This is a genomic window from Sphingomonas sediminicola, from assembly GCF_014489515.1.
GTDB lineage: Bacteria > Pseudomonadota > Alphaproteobacteria > Sphingomonadales > Sphingomonadaceae > Sphingomicrobium > Sphingomicrobium sediminicola.
In genome coordinates this window covers 712,684-729,563 of sequence record NZ_CP060782.1, presented here as the reverse complement: position 1 = coordinate 729,563, position 16,880 = coordinate 712,684, and the positions used below count along the sequence as shown (strand labels likewise).

The following is a 16,880-nucleotide window of genomic DNA, read 5'->3' as shown; positions in this document are numbered from 1 at the left end:
GGAACTCAGCATGAAGCTATTTGGCACCGTAAAGTCGTTCGACACCATCAAGGGCCACGGCGAAATCAAGCCGGAAGTGGGAAGCGACATCATCCCGTTCGAAAAGAGCGCGATTGGCTGGGAAAAGGATCGTCTCCCGACGGTTGGCCAGCGTCTCTCTTATGAGACGGGCACCAATAACAACGCTCCCTGTGCGTTGAATCTACAGACGGTCTAATCGGTCAGAGGCGGGGGAAGTATTCCCCGCCCGCGTTCTTGCTCGCAAGGGGCCGAGCCCGGGCAGCTGCTGAGTGACTTTAGTCCTCGCCGCTGTCCGGGCTTTGTTGTTTTAGGTTCATGCATCTCTTCGTGCCGATGTTCGTTCTTTATTTGAACTCGCCGGCATTTCCTGGGCGAGACGAGGAATTTTTCCATGACAATGTTCACGAAACTCTTGACCGCAACTGCGGTGATTGGCGGCCTTGCGGCTCCGGCGATGGCGCAGACGCCCTACCCCTACGGCTATCCCCAGCAGCAGCCTGCCTACCCGCAGCCAGCTCCCGGCCAGCCGGGCTACGGATATTATCCCCCCGAACAGAGCTATCAGCAGGGTTATGGTCAGCAGGCCTATGGATATGGCTACCAGAACCAGAACCAGGGCGGTCTCGGCGCGATCATCGGCCAGCTGCTCGGCAATCGCTACAACGTGAGCGACCGCACCGCGGTTCAGCAATGCGCGAGCGCAGCAATGACCCAGGCCAACGCGCAGTATCGCCCGCAGAATGGCTACGGCCAGCCCTATGGCAACGCCTACGGCTACAACAACAATCGCGGTTACAACCAGGGCTACGGCATGAACATGCGCGTCACCGCGATCACCAACGTTGAGCGCCGCCGCAGTGGCCTCCGCGTCTCCGGCCTGATCGACAGCAACGGCGGATCCTATCCGCCCAATGGCCAGGCGTACGGCTATCACAACCAGGGCTACGCAGCGACCGGCGACCTGAGCTTCCGCTGCAACGTCGACTATCGCGGCGCCGTCAGCGAAGTTCGAATCCGCCGCGCCAACACCTACCGCGGTTAACCGCCTGTAACGCGTAAAACATGCGGCCCGGCCGGAGCGATCCGGCCGGGCCGTTTGCATGTCCGGACCCGAAAGAAATCCAATAAATCCGCCAATCGGCGACTCCTCGCAACGGCTCGTCGCAACCGGTCAAACCGTCTGCGTAACGGCTCGTTGGCCATCCGAAACGTCGCTTCGGCGGCACGGATACGAAGGTTTAGAACAGTGGGAACCTACAGGCTTTATTGCCTCGATGGGGTGGGGAAAGTCTCGTCCGCGGAGTGGATCGCCGCGGAGGATGACAAGACAGCGATCGAGGCTGCGAAAAACATGGTCGACGGGCACCCCTGCGAGCTCTGGGCTCAGTCGCGCCTGGTTATTCGCCTTGAGAGGAAGCGATAGATTTGTGCCGGTTGCGGCATGCCTCAACGATGCCTCAACCCACCGCAAAGACGAAAACAATCAAGTACTTGGCCGTTCAACCTCGCACACCTCGGAATTGAGGTGGGCAGAAGCGCGGGACCGTCCGCGTCTGTTCTTTGCCCAGACAGGAGTTGAACATGCGTAAGATGATTTTTGCCGCCGCGATTGCCGCGGCGACCCTTTCCGCTCCGGCAGTCGGCCAGGTTGGCAACTCGCAGGGCCTCGTCAACGTCACCGTTCAGGACGTGACCTTGCTCAACAATTTCCTCAACGACACTCAGATCGCGGCGCTGAACAACCTCAGCGTTCCTGTCACCGTACAGGCGCCGATCAGCGTCGCCGCAAACGTCTGCGACCTTTCCGTCGCCGCACTCGCCGAGCAGCGCAAGAACGGCGATGCGACCTGCACCGCCAAGAGCGGCTCGAAGGCGCTTGCGGACATCGTCAATCGCCAGAAACTGAAGCAGAAGAAATAATACACTTCTTCTCCCGAAGGGCCCGGCCGGCGCGATCCGGCCGGGCTTCTTTATTCGGCCGCCGGCTTCATCTGCACGATGTACGACCCAATCGTCTGTCGGGCCTGATCGCCTGTCCGCCGACCGGCGTCCGGTTCAGATAATTGAGCTGCCCCCAAAGCGCGAAGTCGCAAAGATACGGCCGGTCGCCCAACAAATACGGTCGTGCCGCCAGCATCCCCTCGATCGCATCCAGGTGCCGCTCGAGGTCCCTGCGGACATGCTGCGGCGATTTGCGGAGTGTGCCCTGCCCTCGCACCTGCCCGAGGATCCGCCGCTGGTAGAACCAATAGAGGGCTCGCCCCGACAAGGACTGGCCGAACGCAGCCGGGATCGCCTTGCGTCCCTCCGCCTCGAACCACCGATAATAAAGCCCGATAAAATAGAGACTCTCGTCCGCCCAATCCTCCAGCGCATGGCAAAGCCCGCGCTCGCGCGCGTCCGTCGGCAGCAGCGGCGGGTCCGGAAAGCGCTCGTCGAGAGCATAGGCGATGTCTGTGGAATCGACGATCAACTCCCCGTCGATCTCGACGGCCGGCACCTTGCCCGTCTTCCCCCGTCGCCGAAGCTTCAGCATCGTCGAGCCGAGCGGGGTCACGCGCTCGTACGGCACGCCTTTGTAATCGAGGATCGCCCGCACCTTCATGCAGAAGGGCGAGTACTTCCAGTCGTAGAATTTAACCCGCGTCAGGCGGGCTACTTCACTTCGAGCACGACCGGCCCTGAAACCGGGTCGGTGTCACCCTCCAGCGTGTCGCGGAACGTCTCCAGCGTCTGCAGCATGAACGGCCGCGCATTGGCGAGGCTGTCCATGTCGTCCCATTCGCCGATGATGCAGTAGCTCTGGTCGCCGGTCTTGATGAGGTTGGCGTGCCTCAGGCCCGGCCAGTTGCGGTCGGCCTTTTGATGCGCATCCAGGAACTCCTGCTCGCGCCCGGGCTTCAGGTTGAATCGAACCGTGTTGAATGCGGTCATTGCGCACCCCCTTTCGATGAGGTCAGCGCCGCGCTTAATAGACCTCTGCGCACCCTCGCGAAAGACGACTCAGAGCACCGCGCAGGCGATGCGGTCGCCGCTGTTCCCGCTTGGGTCCGTTACCTCGTCGTCCGCCTTCGCGTGCAGCACCAGTGCCGTTCCATCCGCGTCGCGGATTCCGTCGAGAGTTGCTTCAGGCACGAGCAACGCGACGACCAGCTTTCCGTCCGCTCCGACGCCGAGATTCCCGAGATCGCCCATGTGGTAGCCGGCGGGATTCCGATGCCCGTGCTTCTTCTCGGTTGGGTTCCAGTGCGGCCCCGCGCTCGTGAACTTCGGCGCTTCGCACTTTCCGACCGAGTGGAGATGGACGCCATGCTGTCCGGCTGGAAATCCGCTCGCGTTGATGCGCAGCATGATCCCCGTCGGCTCGCTGAACATGCGCACAGTCCCAATCGCTGCTCCATTGCTGTCGAGAAGGTTTGCTGTCGCGACCACGGCATCTGGCGGGCCATCGGAACGCAACCGGCCAGTGCAAATACAAGCAGACTCGAACGCAACATGGGCTTCTCCCTCAAGCAATAGGCCGGCTTGCGTTTCTGTGCCGCCCCGTCATCTTTGTCGAGTTCGTGAGGGAGAGCGCGAGCTATGAATAAGGAAGCTGGCGGCCCCGTGTGACCGCGTACGCCTGGTACGCGCTCATCCTGTTCGTCGTCGTCTACGTCTTCAACTTCATAGACCGCCAGATCGTCTCCATCCTCGCGGAGAGCATCAAGGCGGACCTGAAGCTCGACGACGCGCAGATCGGCTTCCTCTACGGCACGGCCTTCGCGGTCTTTTATTCACTCTTCGGCATACCGCTCGGTCGCTTGGCAGATAGCTGGTACCGCGGCCGACTGATGGCCATCGGCCTCGCGCTTTGGTCGTCGATGACCGCAATGTCCGGCTTTGCCCAAAGCTTCGGCATGCTCGCCACCGCACGCATCGGCGTCGGCATCGGCGAGGCGAGCGCGTCACCCGCCGCCTATTCGATGATCGCCGACTATTTCCCGAAGGAACGCCGCGCGACTGCCTTGTCGATCTACTCCAGCGGCCTCTACATCGGCGGAGGAATCGCACTCCCCATCGGCGGGTACGTGCTGGCGGAATGGGGACGGCGATTTCCTGATGCGCTGAGCGCCCCGCTCGGTCTCGCGCCCTGGCAGGCGGCCTTTCTCGCGGTCGGCCTTCCCGGCCTCGTTCTCGCAGCCTGGATCTGGAGCCTGAGGGAACCTTTGCGCGGTGCGATCGACGGCCATCCATCCGACATTGTCCGCCCGAACGCGTGGAGTGAATTCGGGCGCGAACTCGCCGCGATCCTCCCGCCGTTGACGCTGATCAGCGCTGCGAGGCTCGGTGTCCTCGTTCCGAACCTCATCGCCCTCGCAGTTTGCGCTGCTGGCGCATTCGCACTTGCGACGCTGACGGGGGACTGGCCGCAATGGATCGCATGGTGGACTGGCATTTACGCGATTTTCAGCTGGACCCAGTCGCTGAAGCGCCGCGATCCTGCCACCCACAGGCTGCTGTGGGGAACGCCCATGGTCGTCACGCTGACCATCGCCTTCGGAAGCATCAGCTTCATGACCTACGCCGTGGCTTTCTGGATCCCGCCTTACGTCCTCAGGACGTTTTATACCGGCCCAACCGACGCAGCGATGATCATGCAAGGCGTTACGGCAGCGGAGGAAGTCTCGACCATCTTCGGCTGGAGCGCGGCAGCCGCATCGGCAATCGGAGTGATCCTTGGCGGAATCGTCAGCGACAAGCTCCGGCAGCGTCACGCCGCCGGCCGTCTCTACGTGAACATGGCCGCGATCATCCTTCCCGCACCCGCCGTCTTCTTCCTTTTCACGACGGACAATCTGGCGAACTTCTACATCGTTGCCCCATACGTCGGCCTTTGCAGCGCGCTCTGGGTCGGAGCAGCGATAGCAACGCTTCAGGACGTGGTTCTTCCACGCATGCGCGGAACAGCGGGCGCGACCTACGTGCTCGGCACGTCCCTGGTCGGTCTCGCGCTGGGCCGTATTTCGCCGGGAAGGTCGCTGCGCTGACCGGGAGCCTGGCGACGGGAATCTTCTCGCTCTACGTCGTCCCGCCGTTCACACTGGCGGCGCTCTGGATTGCCTCGCGCAAGATCGGCGAACTGGAAGCAACCCGCGAACAGCGCGCTGCGACTGCCTAGATCACTACGGACCCGCTCACAGGCCGCGAGTCGGCAAAATCCATCTTCTTTCCCTTATCCGAGGATAACTTCGTCGTGATTCACGGAGGTGTAGAATGCGCACGGGACTCGCCGCCCTTAGAGCTTCGACACCTCCGATGGGTGCGGGTCCTACCCCTCGCAATTCTTGATTTTTGTTAGTCGCGACTTCCGTGGCCTTGCGCTACGGAATCGCCCGAGTCTCGCCACCGGCTCAGGAGGGCGGTGGCGCGGCTCCCCTTCCGTGCGTTGCCCATTGTAACGGTAGGGGAAGCGGTCCGGTCGGCGCCCCCAAATGGCGGTCCGGACCGCTTCGAAGGGCGCGGTCCAGCGCTCTGCTCCCATTAACTGTAGGAACTCTGGCGGATTTCAGGGGTTTTCGACCCCCGGATGCTTCCCATCCCCGTTGAGTAGCCTGGAGCGGCCCGGCCAATGCCCCCCCGGACCGGGCCGCTTCCTCTCATACGATCTTGATTAACCAGCCACTGCTATCCGACTTGATCGGAGGTCGCGATGGCATTTTCCCAAGAAGAGTTCGAAGCTTGGCACAAAGCGACGCTCGCCAAGGAATTGCAGCCGCCGGTGAACTATAGACCTCCACCGCTTGCGATCTGTGCAAGTTACCACAATTCCTTCGGGGTCAACGAGAGTGTGATTACCGATGAAGTCGCCATCTGCGACATCTGTTACGGTGATAACTGACTCGGTCCGACCTTAGAACTTCATCTTGAACCGCAACATCAGCCGGTTGGATGAAAAGCCTCCGACATCGATGCTTTCAGTCTCTGCCCCCGCGCTCACGCCGCCCGCAATCTTCACCTGCGCGTCAGGCAGCGCCTGGCGCTTCGCCGGCGGCAGTTCCCCCAACCTGTAAGGACTCTCACCCCGCTTCGCGCAAACGACGACCTCTTGGTCCGCCTTCGTCTGCTCGCACGGCTGAGGAATGGTGAGGTCGATGACGTCCGAACGCTGCACGGTTACGGTCTGCACGACGGCGGCGAGAAGAAAGATCATCGCTCACTCCAATCATCTCCTCCTTCCACAACCTTGATCAAGATTGCAAACTAAAGTGCACCATCGCGGAATTCTCGACCGCGTCTCGCCATCGCGTCCGCGCGATCCGGCGATCGGCTCCGGATCGACACAGACCACGATCCGATCGAACTGCTCCGGACGCGGTCTCAGACCGCAATCTTGAGTACCCGCGCTGTCTCCTGCCGCTCCCTGGCAAAATGCGCTTCGTACTTGGACCGCACGGCTTCGAACCCCGGATCGCCGCGGAGGGGAAGCAAGGCCGGCTCATCCTCCAGTTTTAGGAGATCAGTCCGCGTCGCGTGGACAGAGCCCCGACGCAGGGCCCGTTCAAGCGCAGCAACCGCGGCCGCGCGTTTACCCTGCAGGGCCCAGACACCGGCCGCATCGTCCTCGAACCACAGCGGGACCCTCCCACGAGCATAGGCTCGCCGGATCAGCCCATCGGCTTCGCGGAGCAATGCGTCGGCTTCAGGGCGACGGCCAACATCGCGCAGTGCTGCCGCGACAATGGCAGCGCTCTGAAGATAGCAGGTCCCAAGCGCCTGTCCGTGGCGCACGCCCAGCAGTCCCGTGGGCGTGTCAAACGTGGCGGCAAGTTCGCGCGCCCGTCCGGCGCGCAACATCAGCTTCGCGGCTATCACGTTCTGATCGCGATATACGAGTTCGGCGGCCCACGACCGATTCCGCTTTTGCCACTCCGCGGGTGACGGGGAGCGGTTATCCAGATTCGCGCAGGTATTACACGGGCCTGTCCGACGAAGGGCCTTGCCGGGCGCGAAGGCCGGTCCTTCGATAGGTTCAGCATAAACAACGTATCTTGCAGGCTCAGCTTGGACGGCGACGCCCATCGCGTCTGCCCCTCTGCGAGCGCCGACCACCCACGCGCGCCTTCCGAAAAGTCGCCGACCAGGCGCGCGACCCGGGCAAGCGCGAATTGCCTGATCATTGGATCGTCGGTCATCCCTTCATTGATTACGGCTTCGGCGGCGCGACGGTCGCCCAATTGCGCCACATGATCCAACATGACGCGCACTGGGTCTGACCAGACGGGGTCTAGCTTATGAGCACGGCTGAAGGCTGCTGTCGCTTCCGCCCACTCGCCCGATGCTTGATGCGAGAGCCCGAGCCGCAGGAGACCCTCTCCGGACGTGGGATCGAGCGCCGCGGCACGTAGCTGGTGCGCGATGGCTTCCGGACCGTCCGAACCGAGCAGTATCGAGAGAATTGCATGCGCATCGGGATCGTTGGGATCCAGGCGCAAGGACCGACCCACCGCATCTCGGGCCTGCGGCAGCACGGCGACCAGCCCTTCGTCTCCCTTAGTCGAGCCATCGAGCATCAAGGCCTGCGCCAGGCTCGACCAGGCGGGAGCAAAGGTGGGATCCAACCGAATGACCTCACGCAACAGATCGACAGCGTCGCGGCCCGACTCCGGATTGCCCGACCGGAGAATGCCGCGCGCATTCAAATAGAGCGCGTACGCCTTGCCATTCACCCGCACGCGCGCGGCCGATGAATGGACCAGCGCTCTCCGAAGCTCGCTCGCCACCGCCTGGCCGATCGCACCCTGCACTTCCAGGATGTCGTCGAGCTTTCGGTCATACGTCTCGGACCAGAGCCGCACTCCGTCCTTCGTCTGGATGAGAGCGGCATTGATGCGCACCCGGTCGGCGTCCGGCCGCACGCTGCCCTCGAGGATATAGTCGACGTTCAACGCACGCCCGATTTTGCGCGGGTCGGCTGGGCCGCTGAACTGCGCCGCCGAAGCGCTGCCTGCGACGCGGAAAGCAGGCTCGCGAGCGAGCTGCCCCATGATCTCTTCGCCTACGCCCTCCGCGAAATAGGGCTCGCCGCTCGACAGGTTCCGGAACGGCAAGACCGCTATCGAGGCCGACTCCGAAGCGATCCCGCGCTGCTGCCAGAACACGAGCCCCGCTATAGCGACGAGGAACAGGACCAGCGCAGCCGCGGCCAGGCGCCATCGTCCTGATCGGCTTGTTTGCGGTGCCGCCTCCCGTTCGGCGCCGTTCTCGATCAGCCGGTGGCCAACGCGAGCCACGGTTTCGATCGCGAATGGCTGCGGATTGATCTCCTGCGCGAGATGGCGCAGAGCGAGAATGCAGCGGTTGAGTGCGTCGTCGCCGACGATGCGGCCTTCCCAGCACTGCTCGATCAGCTTGTCCCGGGACACGACCGATGGACGGGCCTGCGCAAGCGCAACAAGGACCTGCATCACCCGAGGCTGCAGCTCGTGACGCTCGTCATTGGCTATTACGGCAAGTTCTGCCGGTCTGATCCTAATATTTCCAATGTCGAAATCCCGCTCGTTGGCGAGATCGATGCGCGCGCTCGTCGTTGGATGTACAAGATCGTCCATGATCGGCAATAGATCACCAATAAATCATGCTGCCGACCTAGCAGATTAACATCCAGCAGCACAGTCTTCGTGACTGGAATTATGTGGGAGAGCAGCGATGAAACATCACCAAATCTTGCTTGCTACCGGAACCCTGCTCGCTTCGGCTTGGATTTCCGCGCCGGCGCTTGCAACCCCGGCCTCCGGCTTCAGCGCCGTGCAAACATTCAAAGGCGCCTTCCCACCGCTCGAGGTGAAGGGCGACAAGACAGACAAGTGGGACGTCAAAATCGACACGAAGGACGACTCCGACATCTACGTCGTCCGGAATTCGATCGCTATCGGCGGACAGAGCGGCTGGCACTCGCACCCGGGGCCGAGCCTGATCACGGTGACCCTCGGTGAGATCACCGTGTACGAAAGCGACGATCCCCTGTGCCAGCCGAAAATCTACCGCGCCGGCGAGGGCTTCGTCGACAGCGGTGACCATGCTCATTTGCTGAAGAATGAATCCGGAGCGGCTGCGGAAACGGTCGCGACGCAATTCCTTCCGGTTGGATCGACCAGGCGGAACGATGAGCCACAGCCGAACAACTGCTCATTCTGAGGGCGCTGAAGGCCTGCGGGGCAGCCAAGGATACTCGTCGGCTGTCCCCAGAATTCGTCAAAGTCGCCACCGCTTTAACCTTTTCTAAGAGTCACGCGGGCAAACCATGCGCGGGGTAGATACGCGGAGGGTTCGATGGGTGCGCCCGTTGGCGACATGAAGGCAGTTGACAATACATCGGCCGAGGCGCTGTTGGACGCGTTCAAGGAGATTTCTCCTGCGGAACGGCGCCGGCACGCTACGGTCTTCAACTACTGGCTTTCCATTCGCGGAGACCGCCCGTTTCCGCCGATCCGCGACCTTGACCCCCTCGAAATCTCCGACGCGGGGCCCTGCAGCATCCTCCTCGAAGTCATGGGCGGCGGCGACGATGCCGATATCCGCCACCTTGGCCACGCCCTGAAGGACGGCAACCAGAAGATCGAAAGGATCAGCGAGGCTGCGCGCCCCTCCCTTCTCTCCTGCATCGCCAACCAGCTTCCGATCGTCGCCAGCTCACGCCAGCCGATCGCTTTTGAAGACAATTTCCCGTCAGGCGATTCGACGACGCATTGCTGGATCACGCTGCTGCCGTTCAGTTCGACCGGAAAGTGGATCGACTACGTTTATGGCTTCGTCAGCCTGAAAGGCGCCGGCGCTGCCGCCGAAGAGCCAGTGGCGGCCGAGGACGCCGAAGTTGCCGAAGTCGCCGAAGAGAAAATCGTCGAGCCTGTCGAAGAAGCGGCTGAACCGGCCGCTGAGCTGGTCGAGGAATCCGCCGAGCTCGAAGAGCCGCAAGCCGAGGTCGTCGAGCCCGAAGCCGAAGTCCTTGAAGCCGAGCCCGAGCCGGCGCCGGAACCCGAAGCGAAACCCAGGCGCCCTGGCTTCTCCGCTAAGATTTTCGATGCCCTGGCCGGCGTCGAGGGCTTCTACGGGAACATCGTGAAGATGGATCCGAAGCTCCCCTCCACCGAGGACGAGCTTCAGTCCGAGCCGGAAGCCGTCGAGCAGGAAGCCGAGCTGGAAGCATCAGCCGAACCCGAAGTCGCTTCGGAGCCGGAACCGGAAGTCGAGGCCGAAGAGGCATTCGAGGAAGAGATGGCGCCGGAACCAGAAGCCGTCGTGGAAGAAGTGGTCGAAGACCCCATCCATGACGAGGAAATTGCCGAAGAACCTGTCGAGAAATCTGCCGAAGCGATCGCCAAAGATGCTGTTGTCGTAACCAGTGGACCGGAGGGAACCTTGCAGAACAAATTGGCCGAAGTCCGTTCGAAGGCCGACGAAGCCCGGATGGCAAAGATCCGCAGCAACCTCGCTCTCTACGAAGGCCTGAGCGCAGCTTACGACTTCGCTCTCGATGCCGAGGAAAGCGCGGACGAATATCTCAAGCTCGTCGAAGACCAAGGGCTGAAGATCCAGCTCCGCTCGCCGATGAAGCCCGTCGTGAAGCTCGCTTTCGACGGCATGTGCGACGATGCGACCATCTCGCAGCTCGAAGCGGTCCTCGCCTGGGCGCTGAAGCAAGACCTGCCGCGCGGGTCGCTCGCCGCACGAATCGAGGAAGCAGGCGGAATCGCGCCGATCCTCAACGGGCAGGCAAAGGCCGCCTGATCACGAACAATTAAGGGCGTCGCTCACCCGGGCGGCGCCCCTCTTCTTTGTCCGTTATTACTTCCTGGAGTTGTTGGACTGCGCTTCGGCCTCGCCGAGCCGTAGCCCCTCGATCACCGCTTCGACCGCGCACTTGTCGGACAGCTCGGCGAGAAGTTCGGCGTCCGTATTCTTGTCCTTGTTCGCAAGGCGGTGAGTGCGGCTGGCGATGTCGCGCAGTTCGTTGATCGATGCCTCGCTCAAGTGATGCTGGTCGGACAGCAGCCGCTCGAGCACCGGCTCGGCCAACGGAGTCACGAATTCCAGCCCTGCAAATTCCTGGTGGCGCCAGACGACGCGGCAATATTGCGTCTCCAGCCCCGCGATGCTGAGCCATACCCACGTGTCGGAAGACGCGCCCGAAGCGCACTCGATCCGGCATCCGTGAGTCGAAATATCGATCAGCCGCGCCTGGACCCGGCTTCGGCCGGCTTCGCGCATCGTGGCGTTAAGGCGCAGGGCAGCGCGATTCGCCCGCCTGCGGTCGGTCTGCGGTTCAGCAAGTTGGACTGATAGAGTCATCTATATACGCTCTTCCCGCCTTCCTGATGCGCCATGAGGGTGAACAAATGGTTGTTGGCGGCCGGGATTTGCGATGATTGCCGGATTAGCCCTTCCAGTCGCGCATGGCCCGTTCGTAGCTCGAACGAGCCTGTTCCGCCTTTTCGGACAGCCAGTCCCGCTCGGCCTCATGCTTTCGCTGTAGATCGCGGCGCTTGCGCTCGAGCGCCTGCAGCTCATCGTCAATCTCGCGGAGCTTCTTGCGCTGCTTCTTCTCGGCCTTCTCGAGCGCTTTTTCGGCAGCCTCGAGCTCGTCCCGTTTCGGCTTCGGCCTGGACTTCGGTTTCGGCTTGAGCGCGACGACCTTGCCGCTGTCCTTCGCCTTCTTCGGCGCCGCCCGGTCCAGTTCGGCGAAGTGCTCGTCCGCGCTTGCCCGCACCCGTTTGATTACCTTGCCGGGACTGGCGAGCGGCCTTTCCATTAGCTTCGGGTCGGTGACCTGCTCCGCGATCCCTTGCGCGAAGATGTTCGAATCCGCGCCCCAAGCTTCGAGCGCGGCCTTCTGGCTTGGCGCCGCGACATAAGCGTCGTGGAAGCCGATCGGGGTCACGAAGACCTTCAGCTTCTGCTTGCGCTCAGGCTTCTTTGCCATGGCCATTCAACGCGGATTGCGAGGATGGTCTCCATGGGAGCTGCCGGACGGATCCCCCGAACCGCCCGGCGCGCCTCCCCAACTCAGTTGGTCTTGTTGGCCGTGCCAGTGACCTTCGAGCCGTCTCGAGGATCGCTGCTCACCCAAGTTAGCGACTTTCCGTCGGCCGATACCGTCGTCGCCGTCTCGTTCACGACCTTGCCGTCGCGGGTAAAGGTTTCCTTGAGCGCACCGCCGTCCTGAGTGACCTGGACGGTGGTTCCTCCGATGTCTCCCGTGATCGGAACCGCCGGACCTCCGATTTCAGCAGTGTAGGACTGTCCCTGGCCGGACCAGCTCACCTTGTTGCCCTCGATCTTGTACGTCGCGTTGAGCGCCTCTTCGGAATACTCGTTCACCTTTTCCGGCGTCCATTGACCCGAAATGGCATGAGCACCGGCCGGAGCAGGCCCAACCCGCTTAAGTGTCGACTGCCCGTCGACTGCGGGCGTTACCGTTGCATCGTGGAACTTTGCCGTTGCCGTATTGCCGTCGGCGGAGACCGTGAGGACGTTGGAAGAGACTTCCTTGTCGCCTTTCTTGCGATGGAACTCGACCGTCTTGTCGTCGACGACCTTCACCGACATGCTGTCGTAGTACGGCCGGTCCTTGACCGGATGGAATTGACCGTCGGCCGGCGTCGTCAGCGGCGGGATGCAGGTGTTGCAGCTGTAGCTGCCATCCTTCAGCAGATATTCGTCGGGCTTCTGCTCGAACTTCACGCTTTCGCGATCGGTTTTCCAGGTGCCGTTCAGCGCTGCAAGGCTGCCGGCCGCTTCGGTTGAAGCAGCTTCGTTGCCGGCGGCGCTTTCCTGCTGCTTACAGCCCGGAAGAGATAGGATCATCGCGGCGGCGATGGCGGTGCACGTCATCAATCTCATGTGGAAGTACCCCCTTCAGCTACACGAGGGTCTGCCACAATTGGCCGCCCGCTCGGTTGGTCGGCCCCGTCATTTCGACAGGTGGGCGAGGTCGTCCGGCGCGGGAGATTATCTGTAATTAATCGAAAGTAAACGCGGATTAGTATCCCATCAGCGCGAGCACTTCGCGGCGGCTCCGCTCGTCGGCGCGGAAAGTCCCCATCATCCGGCTGGTAGTCATCATCACGCCGGGGTTTGAACGCCGCGAGCGGTCATGCAGGCATGGCTCGCTTCGATCACGACCGCGACGCCCTTCGGCTGAAGATGATTCCAGATCGCGTCCGCGACCTGCGCCGTCAGCCGCTCCTGCACCTGCAGCCGGCGGGAAAAGCCGTGGAGTACCCGCGCAAGCTTGCTGATGCCGACCACCTTGTCGCCCGGCAGATAGGCGATCGACGCTTTGCCGATGATCGGCGCCATGTGGTGCTCGCAGTGCGACTGGAACGGAATGTCCTTCAGCAGCACGATCTCGTCATAGCCGCCGACCTCGTGGAACGTGCGGCTGAGATGGACCGCCGGATCCTCCTCATAACCCCGCGCATATTCCTTCCACGCCTTGGCAACGCGCCGGGGAGTATCGAGTAGACCCTCGCGTTCGGGATCGTCGCCGGCCCAGCGGATGAGGGTCCGAATGGCCTCGCTCACGTCTTCCGGAATCTTGCCGGTTGAAGAGGATTCGACGAGGTCGCCGTCCTCCGGCTCGCCATGTTCGAACGCGCTCATCGCCCAAGCTCCATCGCAATATCGTCCGCGACCGCTGCCGCCTGCCCTCTGATATCGGGAACCGCGATGATTTCCCAATACCGTCCTTTGGTCAGCGGCCCCATCGCCCAGGCCCGGTTGGATCCGGCTACGCGCGACCTTTCGTCAACGTCGAGGGCAATCCCGAGGTTGTCGGGGCGGATCAGTCCATCGGCGAGCATTCCCTTGAGCAATGGATCCCGCGTGCGGGAAATGGTTCCCAGCGGCCCGGTACAGTTGATCATATAGGCGAAGCAGCCTTCGTCGAGCCGCGACGCCCCACGCCGCCGGTAAGCCACTGTCAGCCCAAGATCATCGTCCGTCACAGACTGGATACGGCCAGCGACGATTTGCAGCCGGCCTTCGGCAATCAGCCCTTGCAGTCGCTCAGCGACTTCCGGGGCGATGCGATGACGATGAACGTCCCACCAGGGCCGGGCGTGACGGGCAAATCTCTTCTGCTCGTGCAGCGGAAGGCTCTGCCAGAGGCGGTGGCTGTGCGGCCGGAGCCCGTCGACGGCCGAGCGCCAGCCGACTTCCGCGCCGCGCTTGCGGAGCCAGCGCCAGATCGTTCGGACATGACCGTGCGGTACGTCCTCGGCGGCGACCGGTGCCGGGCGGAGTCCGTATGCCCGCGCGGTATCAATCCCCGCCGCGACAGCGCGACAATCCGTCCGCGGTGCCCGGCCGCGTCGAGCGAAAGCACGGCATCGACCATGGTCAGGCCGGTTCCGACCAGCAGGACGTCCTCGTTGCTCGCGGCCAGGTCCTCGACCGCCGCCTGGGCGTCCCCGCTCCACGGATTGTGAATGACCCGCGAGCTGTCACGTCCGAACGGCAGCGGCTCGGGCGGCTGGTTGCCTATCGCCAAGACGAGTCCGCTCGCCCGGAGCTCTTCGCCATTGTCCAGCTGGAGCGTCCAGCCGTCCTCGCCCGGCTCGGCTTCAACGGCCTGTCGCTCGACCAGCCGCAGGCAGCCGCTGTCGATCGTGTCCTTGAGGATTCCGCGCAGATAGCGCCCGAACTGCTGCCGCTGAACGAAGTCGCGGCGATGCCCGCCGTCCGCCTCCGCAACCCGGACGAAATGGTCGAGGTCGTGCGCCCAGGCGCTCATCACCTCGGCGCGGACGTTGAGGACGTGGGCTGGTTCTCGGGTTGAATAGGCGACACCGTGGCCGGCTCGGCCCGCGCCGTCGATCAGGACGGATTCGATGCCTTTGCGCGCGAGATGCGCCGCAACCATGGTGCCCGAAAATCCGCCACCGACGATCGCGACCGGCAGGTGCCGGTCAGATGTCATAGTCAGACCATTGCTCCGGGTTCTTCGCCCCTATGCGCCGCTTCTTGATGTGCTCGCTGAGGTCGACAATCTTCCTGCCTGCCGTTTCGGTGAACCAGCCCGGTACAATCGCGTGGATCAGGCAAGCACCCCCTACAGCCAGCAGCTCGAAACCGATCTTGGCCGCTCCGGCGCCATGCTGAGCCCACGTCATTCCGAGAGATCGTGGATGGTCAGTGAAGAGGTTTCCGCCCTTCGATTTGTGCTGTTCTACAGCCATTGCCCTGTCCGCTGTGAACCAATTTGGTGGCCCCGGAGGGACTCGAACCCCCGACCTGCGGTTTAGGAAACCGACGCTCTATCCTGCTGAGCTACGGAGCCGCCGAGCGCCGGAATAGGCAAGAGGCGCGGCTTTATCAATTCACTTGGCCGGGCGGCACCACCGGAAGCGGGAGAGGGAGAAGCGGCACCCTTCCTCGATCAGCGACTTTGTCTCTTCGGCGGTCGCCTTGCCATGGACCGCGCGCGGCTCGATCTCTCCTAGGTGCATGGCGCGCGCCTGCTCCGGAAGCTTGTCGCCGACCCATTCCGAATTGCTGAGCATCTTCGTCTGCAGCGCTGCCAATTCGGCCATCATCCCCTTCACGTCCGAGCGCGGCCCATCCGACCGGCCGACGAGCGGCGCCATCGGCGCCTTCTCGACCTTCGCCGACCCGCAATAAGGGCATTGCAGCAACCCGCGCTCGGTTTGCTCGTCGAAGTCGGCACCGGAGCTGAACCAGCCCTCGAAGACTTCTCCGCCGTCGAGGCACTTGAGATCGAATACGATCATCGCGCGACCGCCTCGTGGATGGGCCGGCGATGGCTGAGCGCCGGGACGCGGCTGCGCACGTCCGTGATCCTGCTCAGATCGACCTCGACCGTCTTCACACCGGCTCCTTCGCCCATGTCGAGCAACACCTCGCCCCACGGATCGATGACCAGCGAATGGCCGTAGGTGTTGCGACCGTCCTCATGATGACCTGACTGCGCTGCAGCCACGATGAACACGCCGGCTTCGATCGCGCGCGCCCTCAGGAGCACTTCCCAGTGCGCCTTTCCGGTCGGGACCGTGAACGCTGCCGGAACTGCGATCACATCGGCGTTAGCCTCCGCAAGGCGAGCGAACAGCGCCGGGAAGCGCAAATCGTAGCAGATGGTAAGGCCCAGCTTTCCCACGGGCGTACCGTCGACGATCACCGCCTCGCTGCCATGCTTGTAGACGTTGCTCTCGCGCCAGCTCTCGCCCGTGGGAAGATCGACGTCGAACAGATGGATCTTGTCATAGCGCGCCCGGACCTCGCCTCGCGGGTCAATTACAAAGGCACGGTTGGCGAGCTGCCGTCCCTCGGTACGCACCGCGAGCGAACCGATGTGGACCCAGATTTCCTTCTCGCGGGCCGCTTCTCTCGCCGCGGCGAGCACTTCGTCATTCTCTTCGAGCCGCACGTTGTGCGCGGCCCGCTCGGGGTCGCGATCGAGGAGCCCCGACATTTCGGGCGTGAACAGCATTGCGGCGCCGGCGTCCGCGGCGCGATCGATTGCGTCCACCATGCGCGCGGCATTGGCGGCGGGGTCGATGCCCGTATTCGACTGGAAGAGTGCGATCTTGACCATCAGGCCGCCAATAATTGCTCCAGCTTGCCGTCGCGGTCCAGCGCATAGAGATCCTCGCACCCGCCGATGTGCTGCCCGTCGATGAAAATCTGGGGCACGGTGGTGCGTCCTTTGGCGCGCTGGATCATCTCTTCCCGCAATGGGCTACCCCAGGTCAGTTCGTGCGCTTCATAGTCGACGCCCTTCGATTCGAGCAGCTGAAGCGCCCGAAAGCAAAAGCCGCACGTCGACTTCACATAAATCTCCACCCGGGCCACTCGTTCGC

General features: G+C 62.9%; 22 protein-coding genes, 1 tRNA gene and 1 pseudogene. 7 read left to right on the top strand and 17 right to left on the bottom strand.

Annotation, left to right across the window (positions count from 1 at the left end; translation table 11 throughout):
- Nucleotides 1–10 precede the first annotated feature (10 nt).
- From H9L14_RS04000 to H9L14_RS03990, 3 genes are all read left to right on the top strand, one after another.
- Nucleotides 11–217 (top strand): cold-shock protein, encoded by a 207-nt coding sequence (locus H9L14_RS04000; RefSeq protein ID WP_187709316.1) that lies wholly within the window; start codon nucleotides 11–13, stop codon nucleotides 215–217.
- Nucleotides 218–418: 201 nt separating this feature from the next.
- The gene (locus tag H9L14_RS03995; RefSeq protein WP_187709315.1) at nucleotides 419–1,063 is read left to right on the top strand and encodes a hypothetical protein; all 645 of its coding nucleotides are present in this window, start codon (nucleotides 419–421) and stop codon (nucleotides 1,061–1,063) included.
- Nucleotides 1,064–1,602: 539 nt separating this feature from the next.
- The gene (locus tag H9L14_RS03990) at nucleotides 1,603–1,941 is read left to right on the top strand and encodes a hypothetical protein (protein WP_187709314.1); all 339 of its coding nucleotides are present in this window, start codon (nucleotides 1,603–1,605) and stop codon (nucleotides 1,939–1,941) included.
- 67 nt (nucleotides 1,942–2,008) lie between these two features.
- Here the strand turns inward: H9L14_RS03990 and H9L14_RS03985 are convergent, their stop codons facing one another.
- The 3 genes from H9L14_RS03985 to H9L14_RS03975 form a co-directional block, all read right to left on the bottom strand.
- Complete coding sequence (locus H9L14_RS03985) at nucleotides 2,009–2,671, bottom strand: glutathione S-transferase family protein (protein WP_281389479.1); 663 nt, start codon at nucleotides 2,669–2,671, stop codon at nucleotides 2,009–2,011.
- A 5-nt stretch (nucleotides 2,672–2,676) separates the two neighbouring features.
- Complete coding sequence (locus H9L14_RS03980) at nucleotides 2,677–2,955, bottom strand: antibiotic biosynthesis monooxygenase (RefSeq protein ID WP_187709312.1); 279 nt, start codon at nucleotides 2,953–2,955, stop codon at nucleotides 2,677–2,679.
- Nucleotides 2,956–3,024: 69 nt separating this feature from the next.
- Nucleotides 3,025–3,480, bottom strand: a complete 456-nt coding sequence (locus tag H9L14_RS03975; protein ID WP_246444423.1) for a superoxide dismutase family protein — start codon at nucleotides 3,478–3,480, stop codon at nucleotides 3,025–3,027.
- A gap of 149 nt (nucleotides 3,481–3,629) precedes the next feature.
- Between H9L14_RS03975 and H9L14_RS03970 the strand changes: the two genes are divergently transcribed.
- Both H9L14_RS03970 and H9L14_RS03965 read left to right on the top strand, forming a co-directional pair.
- Nucleotides 3,630–5,051, top strand: coding sequence for a spinster family MFS transporter (locus tag H9L14_RS03970; RefSeq protein WP_246444421.1), 1,422 nt, complete (start codon nucleotides 3,630–3,632; stop codon nucleotides 5,049–5,051).
- A gap of 662 nt (nucleotides 5,052–5,713) precedes the next feature.
- Entirely contained in the window at nucleotides 5,714–5,902 is a 189-nt protein-coding gene (locus H9L14_RS03965) for a hypothetical protein (RefSeq protein ID WP_187709311.1), read from the top strand.
- A gap of 12 nt (nucleotides 5,903–5,914) precedes the next feature.
- Here the strand turns inward: H9L14_RS03965 and H9L14_RS03960 are convergent, their stop codons facing one another.
- The 3 genes from H9L14_RS03960 to H9L14_RS03950 form a co-directional block, all read right to left on the bottom strand.
- Entirely contained in the window at nucleotides 5,915–6,214 is a 300-nt protein-coding gene (locus H9L14_RS03960; RefSeq protein WP_187709310.1) for a hypothetical protein, read from the bottom strand.
- A gap of 167 nt (nucleotides 6,215–6,381) precedes the next feature.
- On the bottom strand, nucleotides 6,382–6,876 hold the full coding sequence (locus H9L14_RS03955) for a hypothetical protein (RefSeq protein ID WP_187709309.1): 495 nt from the start codon (nucleotides 6,874–6,876) through the stop codon (nucleotides 6,382–6,384).
- Complete coding sequence (locus H9L14_RS03950) at nucleotides 6,873–8,612, bottom strand: winged helix-turn-helix domain-containing protein (protein WP_187709308.1); 1,740 nt, start codon at nucleotides 8,610–8,612, stop codon at nucleotides 6,873–6,875. The genes H9L14_RS03955 and H9L14_RS03950 overlap by 4 nt, the downstream gene beginning before the upstream one ends.
- A 97-nt stretch (nucleotides 8,613–8,709) precedes the next feature.
- Between H9L14_RS03950 and H9L14_RS03945 the strand changes: the two genes are divergently transcribed.
- Nucleotides 8,710–9,198: a cupin domain-containing protein gene (locus H9L14_RS03945; protein ID WP_187709307.1), complete on the top strand. Its 489-nt coding sequence runs from the start codon at nucleotides 8,710–8,712 to the stop codon at nucleotides 9,196–9,198.
- Between the two features lie 135 nt (nucleotides 9,199–9,333).
- Nucleotides 9,334–10,788, top strand: coding sequence for a PAS domain-containing protein (locus H9L14_RS03940; protein WP_187709306.1), 1,455 nt, complete (start codon nucleotides 9,334–9,336; stop codon nucleotides 10,786–10,788).
- A gap of 57 nt (nucleotides 10,789–10,845) precedes the next feature.
- Here H9L14_RS03940 and H9L14_RS03935 read toward each other — a convergent pair whose 3' ends face one another.
- From H9L14_RS03935 to grxC, 11 genes and pseudogenes are all read right to left on the bottom strand, one after another.
- On the bottom strand, nucleotides 10,846–11,349 hold the full coding sequence (locus H9L14_RS03935; RefSeq protein ID WP_187709305.1) for a PilZ domain-containing protein: 504 nt from the start codon (nucleotides 11,347–11,349) through the stop codon (nucleotides 10,846–10,848).
- A gap of 85 nt (nucleotides 11,350–11,434) precedes the next feature.
- Complete coding sequence (locus tag H9L14_RS03930; protein WP_187709304.1) at nucleotides 11,435–11,980, bottom strand: hypothetical protein; 546 nt, start codon at nucleotides 11,978–11,980, stop codon at nucleotides 11,435–11,437.
- A gap of 83 nt (nucleotides 11,981–12,063) precedes the next feature.
- A complete protein-coding gene (locus H9L14_RS03925; RefSeq protein WP_187709303.1) occupies nucleotides 12,064–12,900 on the bottom strand; it encodes a hypothetical protein in 837 nt (278 codons plus the stop codon).
- Nucleotides 12,901–13,039: 139 nt separating this feature from the next.
- Nucleotides 13,040–13,662, bottom strand: a pseudogene (folE, locus tag H9L14_RS03920) (GTP cyclohydrolase I FolE).
- On the bottom strand, nucleotides 13,659–14,006 hold the full coding sequence (locus tag H9L14_RS03915; RefSeq protein ID WP_187709302.1) for an FAD/NAD(P)-binding protein: 348 nt from the start codon (nucleotides 14,004–14,006) through the stop codon (nucleotides 13,659–13,661). Before H9L14_RS03915 ends, folE begins: the two are co-directional and overlap by 4 nt.
- 44 nt (nucleotides 14,007–14,050) lie before the next feature.
- Complete coding sequence (locus H9L14_RS03910; RefSeq protein WP_187709301.1) at nucleotides 14,051–14,980, bottom strand: FAD/NAD(P)-binding protein; 930 nt, start codon at nucleotides 14,978–14,980, stop codon at nucleotides 14,051–14,053.
- Nucleotides 14,970–15,239, bottom strand: coding sequence for a DUF6356 family protein (locus H9L14_RS03905; RefSeq protein ID WP_187709300.1), 270 nt, complete (start codon nucleotides 15,237–15,239; stop codon nucleotides 14,970–14,972). Before H9L14_RS03905 ends, H9L14_RS03910 begins: the two co-directional genes overlap by 11 nt.
- 24 nt (nucleotides 15,240–15,263) lie before the next feature.
- Nucleotides 15,264–15,340: transfer RNA gene (locus tag H9L14_RS03900), tRNA-Arg, on the bottom strand.
- A 40-nt stretch (nucleotides 15,341–15,380) separates the two neighbouring features.
- Nucleotides 15,381–15,791 (bottom strand): DUF1178 family protein, encoded by a 411-nt coding sequence (locus H9L14_RS03895; protein WP_343070223.1) that lies wholly within the window; start codon nucleotides 15,789–15,791, stop codon nucleotides 15,381–15,383.
- Nucleotides 15,788–16,615 carry a carbon-nitrogen hydrolase family protein gene (locus tag H9L14_RS03890; RefSeq protein ID WP_187709299.1) on the bottom strand — a complete coding sequence of 276 codons (828 nt, stop codon included), beginning with the start codon at nucleotides 16,613–16,615 and terminating at the stop codon, nucleotides 15,788–15,790. The genes H9L14_RS03895 and H9L14_RS03890 overlap by 4 nt, the downstream gene beginning before the upstream one ends.
- The gene (grxC, locus tag H9L14_RS03885) at nucleotides 16,615–16,872 is read right to left on the bottom strand and encodes a glutaredoxin 3 (RefSeq protein WP_187709298.1); all 258 of its coding nucleotides are present in this window, start codon (nucleotides 16,870–16,872) and stop codon (nucleotides 16,615–16,617) included. Before grxC ends, H9L14_RS03890 begins: the two co-directional genes overlap by 1 nt.
- Nucleotides 16,873–16,880 lie beyond the last annotated feature (8 nt).

Bases quoted from the DNA above. Each gene is read 5' to 3' on its own strand.
- H9L14_RS03950 (WP_187709308.1), bottom strand. From the start codon at position 8,612: ATGGACGATCTTGTACATCCAACGACGAGCGCGCGCATCGATCTCGCC.
- H9L14_RS03965 (WP_187709311.1), top strand. From the start codon at position 5,714: ATGGCATTTTCCCAAGAAGAGTTCGAAGCTTGGCACAAAGCGACGCTC.
- H9L14_RS03980 (WP_187709312.1), bottom strand. From the start codon at position 2,955: ATGACCGCATTCAACACGGTTCGATTCAACCTGAAGCCCGGGCGCGAG.
- H9L14_RS03925 (WP_187709303.1), bottom strand. From the start codon at position 12,900: ATGAGATTGATGACGTGCACCGCCATCGCCGCCGCGATGATCCTATCT.
- H9L14_RS03895 (WP_343070223.1), bottom strand. From the start codon at position 15,791: ATGATCGTATTCGATCTCAAGTGCCTCGACGGCGGAGAAGTCTTCGAG.
- H9L14_RS03945 (WP_187709307.1), top strand. From the start codon at position 8,710: ATGAAACATCACCAAATCTTGCTTGCTACCGGAACCCTGCTCGCTTCG.
- H9L14_RS03995 (WP_187709315.1), top strand. From the start codon at position 419: ATGTTCACGAAACTCTTGACCGCAACTGCGGTGATTGGCGGCCTTGCG.
- H9L14_RS03890 (WP_187709299.1), bottom strand. From the start codon at position 16,615: ATGGTCAAGATCGCACTCTTCCAGTCGAATACGGGCATCGACCCCGCC.
- H9L14_RS03905 (WP_187709300.1), bottom strand. From the start codon at position 15,239: ATGGCTGTAGAACAGCACAAATCGAAGGGCGGAAACCTCTTCACTGAC.
- H9L14_RS04000 (WP_187709316.1), top strand. From the start codon at position 11: ATGAAGCTATTTGGCACCGTAAAGTCGTTCGACACCATCAAGGGCCAC.
- H9L14_RS03935 (WP_187709305.1), bottom strand. From the start codon at position 11,349: ATGACTCTATCAGTCCAACTTGCTGAACCGCAGACCGACCGCAGGCGG.
- H9L14_RS03940 (WP_187709306.1), top strand. From the start codon at position 9,334: ATGGGTGCGCCCGTTGGCGACATGAAGGCAGTTGACAATACATCGGCC.
- H9L14_RS03910 (WP_187709301.1), bottom strand. From the start codon at position 14,980: ATGACATCTGACCGGCACCTGCCGGTCGCGATCGTCGGTGGCGGATTT.
- H9L14_RS03930 (WP_187709304.1), bottom strand. From the start codon at position 11,980: ATGGCAAAGAAGCCTGAGCGCAAGCAGAAGCTGAAGGTCTTCGTGACC.
- H9L14_RS03990 (WP_187709314.1), top strand. From the start codon at position 1,603: ATGCGTAAGATGATTTTTGCCGCCGCGATTGCCGCGGCGACCCTTTCC.
- H9L14_RS03960 (WP_187709310.1), bottom strand. From the start codon at position 6,214: ATGATCTTTCTTCTCGCCGCCGTCGTGCAGACCGTAACCGTGCAGCGT.